This window comes from Azotobacter beijerinckii (assembly GCF_900110885.1).
GTDB classification, from domain to species: Bacteria; Pseudomonadota; Gammaproteobacteria; order Pseudomonadales; family Pseudomonadaceae; genus Azotobacter; species Azotobacter beijerinckii.
Map to the genome: position 1 here is coordinate 14,993 of NZ_FOFJ01000049.1, position 12,387 is coordinate 27,379.

Below are 12,387 nucleotides of genomic sequence, written 5' to 3' on the forward strand. Positions count from 1 at the left end.
GTCGGCGGGTTGCACCCGCCCTACACTTCCCCCGAGCGGATTCAGAGGGCCTTTTCCAGCTCGGGGACCGCCTCGAACAGATCCACCACCAGGCCGTAGTCGGCGACCTGGAAGATCGGCGCCTCGGGGTCCTTGTTGATGGCGACGATCACCTTGGAATCCTTCATCCCCGCCAGGTGCTGGATGGCGCCGGAGATGCCCACGGCGATGTACAGCTCGGGCGCGACGATCTTGCCGGTCTGCCCGACCTGCATGTCGTTGGCGACGAAACCGGCGTCCACCGCCGCCCGCGAGGCGCCGACCGCGGCGCCCAGCTTGTCGGCGAGCGTTTCCAGCAGGGCGAAGTTCTCGCCGCTGCCCAGCCCGCGGCCGCCCGATACCACGATGCGCGCGCTGCCCAGCTCCGGGCGGTCGGACTTGGCCAGCTCCTCGCCGACGAAGCGCGAGGTGCCGGCATCGTGCGTGGCATCGAGACTCTCGACGGCGGCGCTGCCGCCCTCGGCCGGCACCGGGTCGAAGGCGCTGGCGCGCACCGTGGCGACCACCACCGGGTCGAGCGACTGCACGGTGGCGATGGCATTGCCGGCATAGATCGGCCGGCGGAAGGTGTTCGGCGAGACAACGCCGACGATGTCGGAGAGCTGGGCCACGTCGAGCAGCGCGGCGACCCGCGGCATCAGGTTCTTGCCGGCCGAGCCGGCCGGCGCGAGCAGGTGCGAATAGGTTTTGCCCAGCGCGGCGACCAGCCGGGCGAGGTTTTCCGCCAGTTGGTGCTCGTAGACGGCGGCATCGGCGACCAGCACCTTGCTCACGCCGGGGATGGCGGCGGCCTGGGCGGCGACGGCCCCGCAGGCCAGGCCGGCGACCAGCAGATGTACTTCGCCACCCAGCAGCGCCGCGGCGCCCAGGGTGTTCAGGGTGGCGCCCTTGAGGGTGCGGTTGTCGTGTTCGGCAATGACAAGAATGGCCATCAGATCACCTTCGCTTCGCTCTTCAGTTTTTCCACCAGCTCGCTCACGCTGCCGACCTTGATCCCGCCCTGGCGCTCGGCCGGGGCCTCGACCTTGAGCAGGCGGGTGTGGGCCTTGAGCGCCACGCCGAGTTCGGCGGGGGTCTTGACCTCCAGGGGCTTCTTCTTGGCCTTCATGATGTTGGGCAAGGAGGCATAGCGCGGCTCGTTGAGGCGCAGGTCGGTGGTGACGATGGCCGGCAGGGCCAGCGACAGCGTCTGCAGGCCGCCGTCGATCTCGCGGGTGACCTGAAGACGGCCGCCCTCCAGGGCAAGCGCCGAGGCGAAGGTGGCCTGCGGCCAGTCCAGCAGGGCGGCAAGCATCTGCCCGGTCTGGTTGTTGTCGGCGTCGATGGACTGCTTGCCGAGGATCACCAGCTCGGGCTGCTCCGCCGCGACCACGGCGGCGAGCAGCTTGGCCACCACCAGGGATTCGGGCGGCTCGGCGACGTCGATCTGGATGCCGCGGTCGGCGCCGAGGGCCAGGGCGGTGCGGATCTGCTCCTGGCAGGCCGCAGGACCGACCGAGACGGCGACGATCTCGGTCGCGAGGCCGGCCTCCTTGAGGCGCACGGCCGCCTCCACGGCGATCTCGCAGAAGGGGTTCATGGCCATCTTGACGTTGGCCAGGTCGACGTCGCTCTGGTCAGCCTTCACCCGCACCTTGACGTTGTAGTCGATCACCCGTTTGACGGTTACCAGTATTTTCATTGCGCAAGTCCCCGCTGGGGCGGCCTCCGTGGGCCGCCCGCTCTTGTTGTGGTGCTTGTCAGCGGCGTCCCGACGGGACGCCGCTCCTGTGGCGCGGAATCAGAACTGCTCGTCGCTCAGCGCCATGATGCTGGCGCTGCCGGCGCGGATCGCCGCCAGCAGGGCCTGGGTGCGCGGCAGCAGTTGCTCGGCGTAGAAGCGCGCGGTGACCAGCTTGCTCTCGAGGAACGCGCGGTCGCCGTCGCCGGCCTCCAGCAGCGCCTGGGCGCGCAGCGCCGAACGGGCCATCAGCCAGCCGCCGCACAGGTAGCCGAACAGCATCAGGAAGTTCACGCTGACGCTGCCGGCCAGCGCCGCATCGGCCTCGGCGCCTTCCAGCAGCAGGCGGCGCGCCTCGCGGCCGGCGGCGAGGGCCTCGCCGAGTGCCCGGGCCTGGGCGGCGAAGGGACCGGCGCTCTCCAGCCGGGCGACGGTTTCGCCGATCTCGTCGAGCAGGCCGCCGAGCAGTTCGCCCTTGTTCAGCAGGGTCTTGCGCCCCACCAGGTCGAGCGCCTGGATGCCGGTGGTGCCCTCGTAGATGGTCAGGATGCGTGCATCGCGGTAGTGACGGGCGGCGCCGGTCTCCTCGATGAAGCCCATGCCGCCGTGGATCTGCACGCCGAGGGAGGTCACTTCCTGGGCCAGTTCGGTCAGCCAGCCCTTGACGATCGGCGTCAGCAGATCGACGCGGCCCTGGTGGCGCGCCGCGACGTCTGCGTCCGGTGCGTGGGCGGTGCGGTCGACCTCGGCGGCGGCGACCAGCGCCAGGGCGCGCATCGCCTCGATGGAAGCCTTCATCTGCAGCAGCATGCGCCGCACGTCGGGGAACTCGATGATCGGGAAGCGGCTGCCGTCCTTGCGGGTGCCCTGCAGGCGCTCCCTGGCGTACTGGCGGGCCTGCTGGTAGGCGCGCTCGGAAATCGACAGGCCCTGCAGGCCGACGCTCTGCCGGGCGTGGTTCATCATGGTGAACATGCAGGCCAGGCCCTTGTGCGGCTCGCCGACCAGGTAGCCGACCGCGCCTTCGGTGTCGCCGAAGCTCATCACGCAGGTCGGGCTGCCGTGGATGCCCAGCTTGTGCTCCAGGGAGACGCACTGGGCGTCGTTGTGCGCGCCCGGCCGGCCCTGGGCGTCGAGGAGGAACTTGGGCACGACGAACAGCGAGATGCCCTTGACCCCGGCGGGGGCGTCCGGCAACCGCGCCAGCACCAGATGGACGACGTTGTCGGTCATCTGGTGGTCGCCCCAGGTGATGAAGATCTTCTGTCCGCTGATCAGGTAGTGGTCGCCGTTGGGCACGGCCCGGGCCTTGATCGCCGCCAGGTCCGAACCGGCGTCCGGCTCGGTGAGGTTCATGGTGCCGGTCCACTCGCCGCTGACCAGCTTGGGCAGGTAGGCGGCCTGCAGCGCGGCCGAGCCGTGGTGGGCGAGGGCCTCGATGGCCCCCTGGGTGAGCATCGGGCAGAGGGCGAAGGCCATGTTCGCCGAGTGCCAGATCTCGTTGACGGCGGTGCCCACCACGTTCGGCAGGTTCTGCCCGCCCCAGGCCTCGGCGGCGGTCAGCGACGGCCAGCCGCTCTCCACGAACTGGCCGTAGGCGGCGGCGAAGCCGGGGGTTTCCTCGACGCCCCGCTCGCCCAGCCGTGCACCCTGGGTATCGCCGACCGCATTCAGCGGCGCCAGCACCTCGGAACCGAGCCGGCCGGCCTCGGCGAGGATGGCGGAAACCAGCTCGCCGTTGACATCGTGCAGGCCGGCCTCGGCGCAGAAGCGCTCCAGCTCGACCAGCTCGCCCAGCACGAATTCCGTGTCGCGGTAGGGATGGACATAGTCACTCATTGATTCTTTCCTCTTTATTGTTCGGTGAGCCGGCGGCCGACAGATCGCGGTCCGTAGGAGCCAGCTTGCTGGCGATGCCGTTTGCGCCTCGATCGCGAGCAAGCTCGCTCCTACAGCTCCGGAAACTCAGAAATAGCTCCGGCCGGCCTGCAGACGGGCACGGAAATCCTCGGTCAGGCGGTAGAGCCCGCCATGCCGGGCATGGGCCTCGGCCTTGCGGGCGAAGACCGCCAGGCCCTGGGTGTCGAGGTAGCGCAGGGCGCCGCCGCGAAAGCGCGGGAAGCCGATGCCGAGCAGCAGCCCCATGTCGATTTCCTCGGGCGTCTCGACGATGCCGTCCTCCAGGCAGCGCACCGCCTCCAGGCACAGCGGGATCATCAGCCGGTCGACGATCTCCTCGTCGGAGACCTCGACCCGCTCCGGCACCCGCGCGGCGATCAGGGCGCGGGCGGCCGCGGCCGGCTGCCGGCTGCGCCGACCGGAAGCGTCCTGGGTGTATTCGTAGAAGCCCTTGCCGTTCTTCTGGCCGAGCGCGCCGCTGGCGAGCAGCGCGTCCATGATCGGCTCGCCGTCGTGGCCCATGCGTTCGGGGAAACCCTCCTGCAGCACCCGGTCGGCGTGGACCATGGTGTCGATGCCGATCACGTCGGCCAGGTAGGCCGGCCCCATCGGCCAGCCGAAGGCCTCCATGACCCGGTCGATCCGCTCGAAGTCGACGCCGTCCCTGAGCAGGCGGTTGAAGCCGTTGAAGTAGGGGAAGAGCACGCGGTTGACCAGAAAGCCCGGGCAGTCGCCGACCACGATGGGCGTCTTGCCCATCGCGCTGGCGTAGGCCACGGTGCGGGCGATGGTCGCCTCGGAGGTGCGGCTGCCGCGGATCACCTCGACCAGTTGCATCAGCTGCACCGGGTTGAAGAAGTGCATGCCGCAGAAGGATTCCGGCCGCTTGAGGCCTTGCGCCAAGAGGTCGATGGAGATGGTCGAGGTGTTGGAGGTCAGCACCGCGTCCGCCGGCACCTGGTCCTCCACCTCGGCCAGCACAGCAGCCTTGATCTTCGGATTCTCGACCACGGCCTCGACCACCAGATCGACCCCGGCGAAGTCCCGGTAGTCCAGGGCCGGGTGGATGTTTTCCAGCACCCGCTGCTTGCCGGCCGCATCCAGCCGGCCCTTGTCGATCTGCCGGTCGAGCAGCTGGTTGGCGGTCTTCAGGCCCAGCTCGAGCGCCTCGCCGCGGATGTCCTTCATGACGATGGGCGTGCCCGTGGAGGCCGACTGGAAGGCCACCCCGCCGCCCATGATGCCGGCGCCGAGCACGGCGCTGCGGCGGACCGGCGCGGCCTTGCCGCTCCAGGCCTTGGCCTTCTTCCTGACCAGCTGGTCGCCGAGGAACAGCCCGACCAGGGCGCGGGCGACGTCGGATTTCGCCAGCGCCGCGAAGGTATGCGCCTCGCTGTCCAGCGCCCGGTCGAGCGGCAACAGGGCCTGCCGGACCACGGCGTCGAGGATCGCCGCCGGTGCCGGATAGTGGGGATCGAGCTTGCCGGCATGGTGGCGCTGCACGGCGACCAGCCATTCCCGCGTCTCGGCGGTATCGGCGAGAGGCTGCTGCTTGCGGACACGATTGGCGGCGGTTGACAGCTCGCCGCTCGCCGCCAGGCGCAGCAGGCTCAGCGCGGCGTCGCGCAGCTCGGCGCCAGCGACCACCCGGTCGACGGCGCCGAGTTCCAGCGCCTTGCCCGCAGCCTGCGGCTTGCCGGCGAGCATCCAGTCCAGCGCCGCCTCGACGCCGATCAGCCGGCTCAGGCGCACGGTGCCGCCCCAGCCCGGGCAGAGGCCCAGGGTCACTTCCGGCAGGCCGATCCGGGCATCCGCCGCCAGGATCCGGAAGTCGGCCGCCAGCGCCAGCTCGCAGCCGCCGCCCAGCGCCAGGCCGTTGACCGCGGCCACGCTCGGGAACGGCAGGGCCTCCAGGGCGCCGAACAGCAGTTGCCCCTGGCGAATCCACTCCACCACCTCGCTCTCGCTGCGGGCGAAGGCCGCGGTGAACTCGGTGATGTCGGCGCCGACCACGAACGCCGGCTTGGCGCTGGCGATCAGCAGGCCCTCGATCTCGTGGCCGTGGCGCTCGAGCAGCCGGACCACCTCGGCCAGCTCGCCCAGGGTCAGGCCGTCCAGCTTGTTGACGGAGGAACCCTGCAGATCGAGGGTCAGCTCGACCAGACCCGCCTCCAGTGCCGTGAGGCGCATCGCCTTGCCGTTGTACATGCCGTGAACTCCTTGTTGTTCTTGATTCGCGGCCGTTCGGGCCGCACGCCTCCGCACCGTCGCCCGCGGCGACGGCCGGATCGCTGGATTTCGGGGAGCGGGCGCGGCCGGCGCGCCCGGAAAGCGTCAGTCGCGCTGCAGGAGCACCGCGATGCCCTGGCCGCCGCCGATGCACAGGCTGACGATGGCGTAGCGGCCTTGGACGCGGGCCAGCTCGTGGATCGCCTTCACCGCCACGATAGCCCCGGTGGCGCCGATCGGATGGCCCAGGGAGATGCCGCTGCCGTTGGGGTTGAGGCGCTCGCGCGGCAGGTCGAGTTCCTGGGCGACGGCCAGCGCCTGGGCGGCGAAAGCCTCGTTGACCTCGTAGACGTCGATGTCGCCGACGCCCAGGCCGTTGCGTTCGAGCAACTGGCGGATGGCCGGAACCGGGCCGATACCCATGAGGCTGGGGTCGACGCCGACCACCGCATAATCGACCAATCGGGCCATCGCCGTCCGGCCCTCGGCCTCGGCCTTGCTGCGCGCCATCAGCACCAGGGCACCAGCGCCGTCGTTGAGTCCGGAGGCGTTGCCGGCGGTGACCGTGCCGTCCTGCTTGAAGGCCGGACGCAGCGACTTGAGGTCGTCGAGGGTGCAGCCGTAGCGGATGTGCTCGTCGGTGTCGAACAGCGTCGTGCCCTTGCGGCTCTTCAGCTCGATGGGCAGGATCTGCCCCTTGAAATGGCCCTGCTCGACGGCCCGCTGGGCGCGGTTGTGGCTCTCGACGGCCAGCGCATCCTGCTGCTCGCGGGTGATCCCGAACCGCTCGGCGACGTTCTCCGCGGTCACGCCCATGTGGTAGCGGTTGATCGGGCAGGTCAGGGCGCCGACCATCGGATCGACGGTCACCCCGTCGCCCATCCGCTGGCCGAAGCGCGCCGCGGGCAGGTGGTAGGGGGCGAGGCTCATCGACTCGGCGCCGCCGGCCACCGCCGTGTCGCAGAGGCCGAGCTGGATCTGCTGGGCCGCGCCGATCACCGCCTGCAGGCCGCTGCCGCACAGGCGGTTGACGGTCAGCGCCGGGGTCCGCTCGGACAGGCCGCCGCGCAGCGCCGCCACCCGGCTCAGGTACATGTCCAGCGGCTCGGTATGGATGACGTTGCCGAACACGCAGTGGCCGACGCTGGCCGCCTCGATTCCCGCCCGGCGCACCGCCTCGGCGACCACCAGGCCGGCCAGTTCGCTGGGACGGTGGCTCTTCAGGCTGCCGCCGAAATCGCCGATGGCCGTACGGACCCCGCTGACGATGACCACTTCTTGTACTTGTGCGCGCATGGATGGGTTTCCTTGGAAATTGCCAGGGACGGACGCCGTTTCGAGCGAATCGGACGGACGTCTCGCATGGCAGCTAGCTTCCATCCGCGAGCGGGGAGTCGGCAATAACGAAACCTGCCTCAAAATAGACATTAACGGACAGCACCGTTCTGGCCGTTCCGATAGACTCTCTCGGCGACTTGCACACCTCCAGGACAGCCCATGAGCATCGAGCGCTATTCCATCTCCATCCATTTCGCCCGGGTGCTGATGAACGCCGCCCGCCGCCGGGGGCTCGACGAGGACGTGCTGCTCGGCGAGGCGGGCATCAGCCGCCGGCTGCTCGACAACCCCCACCTGCGGATCACCCCCGACCAGTTCAGCCGGCTGATGCGCGGGGTCTGGCGCCTGGGCGACGACGAGTTCCTCGGGATGGGATCGCAGCGCTGCCGGCAGGGCATCTTCGCGCTGATGGCCAAGCAGGTGGTCCGCTCGCGCAGCCTGCGTTCGGTCTATTACAAGCTCGGCCACTTCTACAACCTGGTGAACGACTCGCTGCGCCTGGAGCTGAAGGTCGAGGGCGACGAGGCCATCTTCTCGATGACCCTGAGCGATCCCGCCCAGGACCCGGACTACCTGCTGCGCGAGTTCCTGCTGCTGCTCTGGCACCGCTTTCCGAGCTGGCTGATCGGCCAGCGGATTCCCCTGAAGTACGTCGCCTTCGACCATGCGACGCCCGAACACCTGGCCGAATACCGGCTGATGTTCCCCTGCCCGGCGAAGTTCGAGCAGCCCAGCAACTGCCTGGTGTTCGACGCCAGGATGCTCGACGCCCCGGTGGTGCAGACCCCCGAGGCGCTGGCCAACCACCTGCGGCGGGCGCCGATCGACTGGGTCACCCGCCCGGCCTACTACCCGGTCTACACCCGGCGGGTGCTGGACCACCTGGAAAGGTCCGGGGATCTGGCCGGGGCGACCATCCAGAGCGCCGCCGCCGCCCTGCACCTGACCGAGCGCACCCTGCGCCGCCGGCTCTGCGCCGAGGGCAGCAGCTTCCAGGCCCTCAAGGACGGCATGCGGCGCGACATGGCCATCCACTACCTCACCCAGCCCTCCCTACCGATCAGCCAGGTCGCCCGCCAGCTGGGCTTTTCCGAACCCTCGGCGTTCACCCGGGCGTTCAAGCAATGGACCGGCGAGCTGCCGAAGACCTACCGGGATGCGGCACGCAAAATGTAACATTTCATGACATTCAGTCCCTTGCGGATGCAGTCTCTTCCGGCGCGGGACTGCGGGTCCGCCATTCGGAATTCATATAAACTATTGATTCCGAGAATAAATAAAACAGAAATAAGATTCCATCCCTAGGGAGCACTGGATCGCGGGGACTACCTGATTCGGAGCTCCAAAGGGGCATTCAGCCGTTTGTGCGGCAAACGCTCGTTGCCGCTCGGCGCTTTCGAGTGGCACCCCCGCCGCCAACCGCCGCATCGCCCGAAACCCGCCGAGGGCACGGCGGACGCCGCCTCCGACGCCATCCGGCAGTCCGGCCCAGGCGGATGCGGAGACACTCCCTCACCCGATGCCGGCCGAGCGGAACGCGCCAGCTCCGCCAAAAACCGGCCACCTCTCTGAAACTGCGCTCTTGAGCGGCTACAGCGGTTTTCTCGGGTTCCCGACGGGAGCCGATGGGAGAATAATGAAGACGCTTCCTCCCCTCCCTTCCTTGCTTGCGATCCAATCATTATTCGAGGTTCACCATGACGGAGCACGCTCCAGCGGGCACACCGCAGCTTTCCGCTCGCGCTGTCTTATTGATCGAACTGGCCCTGGCGATGGGCGGTTTCGGCATCGGCACCGGCGAATTCGCCATCATGGGCCTGATGCCGAACGTGGCCCAGGACCTGAACGTCAGCGAGCCCCAGGTCGGGCATGTGATCAGCGCCTACGCCCTCGGCGTGGTGGTCGGCGCGCCGCTGCTGGCGATTCTCGGCGCGCGCCTGCCACGACGCATCCTGCTGATGCTGCTGATGCTGTTCTTCTCCGCCGGCAACTTCGCCAGCGCGCTGGCGCCGGATTACCACACCCTGATGCTTAATCGTTTCATCGCCGGCTTGCCCCACGGCGCCTATTTCGGCGTCGCCTCGCTGGTGGCTGCCTCGATGGTCGCGCCGGACAAGCGCGCCAATGCGGTCAGCCGGGTGATGATGGGCCTGACCGTCGCCATCCTGGTCGGCAACCCCCTGGCCACCTGGCTCGGCCAGTGGCTGAGCTGGCGCACCGCCTTCGCCCTGGTCGGCGGCATCGCCCTGCTCACCGTGGCGCTGGTGTTCATCCACCTGCCGGCAAGCCGCCAGGAGGAACCCAGCAATCCGATGCGCGAGATCCGCGCCTTCAACCAGCCCCAGGTATGGCTGGCGCTGGCCATCAGCTCGATCGGTTTCGCCGGCATGTTCTGCGTGTTCAGCTACCTGGCGCCGACCCTGCTGGAAGTGACCCAGGTGCACGAGGGCTGGATTCCGTTCGGCCTGGCGGCCTTCGGCCTCGGCACCATCGTCGGCAACATAGCAGGCGGCTGGCTGTTCGACCGGCTGCAGTTCAAGTCCGTCGGCCTGGTGCTGCTGTGGAGCACTGCCGTACTGCTGCTCTTCCCGCTGTCGGTCCATTCGCTCTGGACGATCCTGCCGGCGGTCTTCGCGGTGGGCACCATGGTCGCGCTGTCGCCGCCGTTGCAGACCCACCTGATGGACGTGGCCACCGAGGCGCAGACCCTGGCCGCCGCCTCCAACCACGCCGCCTTCAACATCGCCAATGCCCTCGGCCCGTGGCTCGGTGGCCTGGCGATCAGCGCCGGCCTCGGCTGGACCGTCACCGGCTATGTCGGTGCGGCCACAGCAATCCTCGGCCTGCTGATCTTCCTCCAGGCCTGGAAGCTGCAGAGCGCCCCTGCGCAAACGACGGAACCGGCCGGACAGGCCGTGGCGGAAGGTTGAGCCCCTCGGCCCACGGCCCGCGACGGAGCAGGCGCCGGCTTGCCGGCTCCTGCCCTACTCCAGCGCATACTCGAAGGTGCTGACCACCCGCAGGCGCTTGCCGAGTGTGCGGCCACTGTCCACGTCGCCGCCGTCGTCGTCGACCACGCGGATCACCCCTTGGTTGGCATTCTTCAGCCGGCCGAGGGTCGCCCCGGCATCCCCGGCGAACTTCGTCGCCTGTGCCCGGGCATTGCGGGTGGCCTCCTCCAGCAGCCGCGGCTTCACCTCGTTGAAGCCGCGCAGCTGATAGCGCAGACCGGACTGGCTCTGCTGTTCCGAATCGAACTGGATGCCCGCCTGGATCAGCGGATCGAGCCGGTTGACCGCCTGGGCCAGCACATCGACCCGCGGCGACTTGACCAGCACCCGCCCCTGGCCGTTGAAGCGCAGCCCCACATCCCGCGAGGCCCACTCCCGGGCCAGCAGGTCCTGGACCTGCAGCGGCTGGATCTCGATCTCCCCGGCCTCGAAGCCCTGTTCGCGAAGAAAGGCCACGAGCCGGTCGCGGTCCTCGCTCAGCAGCCGCTGCACGCCGCCGAACTCGTCGCCGCCGCGCCGAAAGGCCAGCGTCCAGATGCCGAAGTCGCTCTTCACGTCCAGCTCGGCCAACCCCTTCACCGTCACCGCGCGGTCCGCCACGCGAAAACGCTCCACCCCCTGCCCCACCGACCAGCCGGCAAAAGCCAGGGCCGCGCCGACGATCAGCGCGGGAATCCATCCGATACGTATCGTGCTCTCCATCGCTGTCCTCCCGGGAACATGCCCCGGACAGGCTAGACTATGCCACGGCGCCCGCCAGAGCCGGCCCATGGCCATCACCGGAGCTTGTGGCAGGCTGCGCGGCTGGATATGGTGCGGCTACCGTTCCCCTGCAGGCAGCGCCCTCCGCATGTCCACCCCCTCCCCCCAGCTCGGCCACTACGCCCTCGGCGGCATCCTGGCAAGCATCCTGCTCAACCTGCTGCTGCGCACCTTCGTCAAGGTCGGCGGCCTGTTCGCCACCCTGCTGGTCGCCGGCCTGGTCGCCGCCGGCCTGGCCCAGGTCTTCGCCTGGCGAAACCGCCGTGCACCCCTCCCCGCAGAGCGCCGGGGCATCGTCCTGCGCTACGGCCTGGGTCTTGGCGTACTCTATCTGGGCCTGCTGGCGATGATGGAACACGAGTCCCCCCACGGCCCGGTCGGGCTGATGCTGTTCGGCCTGCACTACGCCTGCTATCCGGCGCTGGCCTGGGTAGCGCTGGGGTGGAGGGGGAGGAATGACGCCGGACAGGTTCAGTAGTGATAACGGCACATCACGATCTGCAAGGTATCCCCGTCCACCCTGTAGACCAGCCGGTGCTCCTCGCCGATACGGCGTGACCAGAAACCACTGAGGTTGTGCTTCAACGGCTCCGGCTTGCCAAGACCGGCGAACGGATCACGTTGCGCATCCCGGATCAGCAGGTTGATCCGCTTGAGCCCGGCTTTGTCGTTCTGCTGGAACCACAGGTAGTCGTCCCAGGCCTCGGGCGTGAAGAGAATGTTCAAGGCTCAGTCTTCGTCGACGAGCGACCGCGGCTCCGCCTTGCCGGCGCGCAGGCTGGCAATCGAGCGGATCAGACGCTCCGCATTGGCCGGCGAGCGCAGCAGATAGGCCGTCTCCTCGAGGGCGTTGTAGTCGGCTAGGGAAATCATCACCACCGGCTCGCCCTTCTGCCGGGTGACCAGGATGGGCATGCGGTCGTTGCTCACCCGGTCCATGGTTTCCGCCAGGTGCTGGCGTGCCGTGGTGTAGTTGATGGTGTGCATGGCGCTCTCCTCGATGCCTTGGATATCGAAATGTACAGAAATACGTACATATCGACAACCCAGCATGGCCCGCAGCCCAGGGCAATCGCGCTACATCGCTCTTGCGTTGGACGAGGATTAGCGGTAACGGACAAGACTTTTCCGAGCCCCCATCATGCTGCCCAATCCCCAGCCCTACTTCGCCAAGCTCGTCGACCCACGGCGCGAAACCCGCAACAAGCTGCACGCCCTGCAGGACATCGTCATGATCACGCTCTGCGCCACCCTGTGCGGTTATGACGACTGGGTCGGCATCGAGGACTTCGCCCACGAGAACGAAGCCTGGCTGCGCGAGTTCCTGCCGCTGCCCAACGGTATTCCCTCGCACGATACCCTCAGCGACGTCATCGGACGCCTGGAGCG

General features: G+C 68.6%; 12 protein-coding genes. 4 read left to right on the forward strand and 8 right to left on the reverse strand.

The window, feature by feature from the left end:
* Positions 1–41: 41 nt before the first annotated feature.
* The 5 genes from BMY22_RS17850 to bktB form a co-directional block, all read right to left on the reverse strand.
* Positions 42–971, reverse strand: coding sequence for an electron transfer flavoprotein subunit alpha/FixB family protein (locus BMY22_RS17850; RefSeq protein ID WP_090624291.1), 930 nt, complete (start codon positions 969–971; stop codon positions 42–44).
* Positions 971–1,720, reverse strand: coding sequence for an electron transfer flavoprotein subunit beta/FixA family protein (locus tag BMY22_RS17855; RefSeq protein ID WP_090624293.1), 750 nt, complete (start codon positions 1,718–1,720; stop codon positions 971–973). The genes BMY22_RS17850 and BMY22_RS17855 overlap by 1 nt, the downstream gene beginning before the upstream one ends.
* A 99-nt stretch (positions 1,721–1,819) precedes the next feature.
* Positions 1,820–3,598, reverse strand: a complete 1,779-nt coding sequence (locus BMY22_RS17860) for an acyl-CoA dehydrogenase C-terminal domain-containing protein (RefSeq protein ID WP_090624295.1) — start codon at positions 3,596–3,598, stop codon at positions 1,820–1,822.
* A 126-nt stretch (positions 3,599–3,724) separates the two neighbouring features.
* Positions 3,725–5,866, reverse strand: a complete 2,142-nt coding sequence (gene fadB, locus BMY22_RS17865) for a fatty acid oxidation complex subunit alpha FadB (RefSeq protein WP_090624297.1) — start codon at positions 5,864–5,866, stop codon at positions 3,725–3,727.
* A gap of 126 nt (positions 5,867–5,992) precedes the next feature.
* Complete coding sequence (gene bktB / locus BMY22_RS17870) at positions 5,993–7,183, reverse strand: beta-ketothiolase BktB (protein ID WP_090624299.1); 1,191 nt, start codon at positions 7,181–7,183, stop codon at positions 5,993–5,995.
* Between the two features lie 201 nt (positions 7,184–7,384).
* Here bktB and BMY22_RS17875 point away from each other — a divergent pair, with 201 nt between their 5' ends.
* Together BMY22_RS17875 and BMY22_RS17880 are read left to right on the forward strand one after the other, a co-directional pair.
* Entirely contained in the window at positions 7,385–8,401 is a 1,017-nt protein-coding gene (locus BMY22_RS17875; RefSeq protein WP_090624301.1) for an AraC family transcriptional regulator, read from the forward strand.
* A 521-nt stretch (positions 8,402–8,922) separates the two neighbouring features.
* The gene (locus BMY22_RS17880; RefSeq protein ID WP_090624303.1) at positions 8,923–10,155 is read left to right on the forward strand and encodes an MFS transporter; all 1,233 of its coding nucleotides are present in this window, start codon (positions 8,923–8,925) and stop codon (positions 10,153–10,155) included.
* 54 nt (positions 10,156–10,209) lie between these two features.
* On the opposite strand, the gene BMY22_RS17885 is transcribed toward BMY22_RS17880, so the two are convergent.
* The gene (locus BMY22_RS17885) at positions 10,210–10,938 is read right to left on the reverse strand and encodes an SIMPL domain-containing protein (RefSeq protein WP_090624305.1); all 729 of its coding nucleotides are present in this window, start codon (positions 10,936–10,938) and stop codon (positions 10,210–10,212) included.
* Positions 10,939–11,086: 148 nt separating this feature from the next.
* Here BMY22_RS17885 and BMY22_RS17890 point away from each other — a divergent pair, with 148 nt between their 5' ends.
* Positions 11,087–11,476 (forward strand): hypothetical protein, encoded by a 390-nt coding sequence (locus tag BMY22_RS17890; RefSeq protein WP_090624307.1) that lies wholly within the window; start codon positions 11,087–11,089, stop codon positions 11,474–11,476.
* Here the strand turns inward: BMY22_RS17890 and BMY22_RS17895 are convergent.
* Positions 11,470–11,724: a Txe/YoeB family addiction module toxin gene (locus BMY22_RS17895; RefSeq protein WP_090624310.1), complete on the reverse strand. Its 255-nt coding sequence runs from the start codon at positions 11,722–11,724 to the stop codon at positions 11,470–11,472. The two genes, BMY22_RS17890 and BMY22_RS17895, sit on opposite strands and share 7 nt — an antisense overlap.
* 3 nt (positions 11,725–11,727) lie before the next feature.
* The gene (locus BMY22_RS17900; RefSeq protein ID WP_090624311.1) at positions 11,728–11,985 is read right to left on the reverse strand and encodes a type II toxin-antitoxin system prevent-host-death family antitoxin; all 258 of its coding nucleotides are present in this window, start codon (positions 11,983–11,985) and stop codon (positions 11,728–11,730) included.
* Between the two features lie 154 nt (positions 11,986–12,139).
* On the opposite strand from BMY22_RS17900, the gene BMY22_RS17905 reads away from it, so the two are divergent.
* On the forward strand, positions 12,140–12,387 hold a 248-nt coding region (locus BMY22_RS17905), incomplete at its 3' end, for a transposase family protein (RefSeq protein WP_143068535.1).

Coding starts and splice junctions, on each gene's coding strand:
- BMY22_RS17850 (WP_090624291.1), bottom strand. CDS start 971: ATGGCCATTCTTGTCATTGCCGAACACGACAACCGCACCCTCAAGGGC.
- BMY22_RS17855 (WP_090624293.1), bottom strand. CDS start 1,720: ATGAAAATACTGGTAACCGTCAAACGGGTGATCGACTACAACGTCAAG.
- BMY22_RS17860 (WP_090624295.1), bottom strand. CDS start 3,598: ATGAGTGACTATGTCCATCCCTACCGCGACACGGAATTCGTGCTGGGC.
- fadB (WP_090624297.1), bottom strand. CDS start 5,866: ATGTACAACGGCAAGGCGATGCGCCTCACGGCACTGGAGGCGGGTCTG.
- bktB (WP_090624299.1), bottom strand. CDS start 7,183: ATGCGCGCACAAGTACAAGAAGTGGTCATCGTCAGCGGGGTCCGTACG.
- BMY22_RS17875 (WP_090624301.1), top strand. CDS start 7,385: ATGAGCATCGAGCGCTATTCCATCTCCATCCATTTCGCCCGGGTGCTG.
- BMY22_RS17880 (WP_090624303.1), top strand. CDS start 8,923: ATGACGGAGCACGCTCCAGCGGGCACACCGCAGCTTTCCGCTCGCGCT.
- BMY22_RS17885 (WP_090624305.1), bottom strand. CDS start 10,938: ATGGAGAGCACGATACGTATCGGATGGATTCCCGCGCTGATCGTCGGC.
- BMY22_RS17890 (WP_090624307.1), top strand. CDS start 11,087: ATGTCCACCCCCTCCCCCCAGCTCGGCCACTACGCCCTCGGCGGCATC.
- BMY22_RS17900 (WP_090624311.1), bottom strand. CDS start 11,985: ATGCACACCATCAACTACACCACGGCACGCCAGCACCTGGCGGAAACC.